General features: G+C 53.2%; 1 pseudogene. It reads right to left on the bottom strand.

From position 1 onward, the window contains the following. Window positions 1-45: 45 nt before the first annotated feature. Window positions 46-312: pseudogene (locus tag P0G09_RS17475) on the bottom strand (carbohydrate ABC transporter substrate-binding protein); the annotation flags it as partial.

Raw genomic sequence — 312 nt, 5'->3', positions numbered from 1 at the left:
ATACGGTTTACACAAATAAAAGGGGAAAGAGAAAACCGAGAATGCTTAGCCTTTTGCCAGCTTGTACTCCTTAGCCCAGCCATCGACGAAAGCGGTCACAACGCCGTTCCAGTCGCCGGTGCCTGCTGCGTAAGCGGTCAGAGCGGAACCAACGCCGTTCTTCCACTCCTCGGAAGGCATGGTGGAGAAGCACCAGTCAACACTGGTCTTGCCAGCTGCAACGTAGTCGTTTGCAATGGCTGATGATATGGGCTTTGTCATCCCCTTCAAGGCTGCAAAGGATTCCACCAACCCCCTGATCGCCATTGCAAA

Source organism: Faecalibacterium sp. DFI.5.82 (genome assembly GCF_029076575.1).
Lineage (GTDB): Bacteria > Bacillota > Clostridia > Oscillospirales > Ruminococcaceae > Faecalibacterium > Faecalibacterium duncaniae.
Note: the sequence above shows the minus strand (reverse complement) of the source record. Positions and strands in the feature narration are given on the sequence as shown.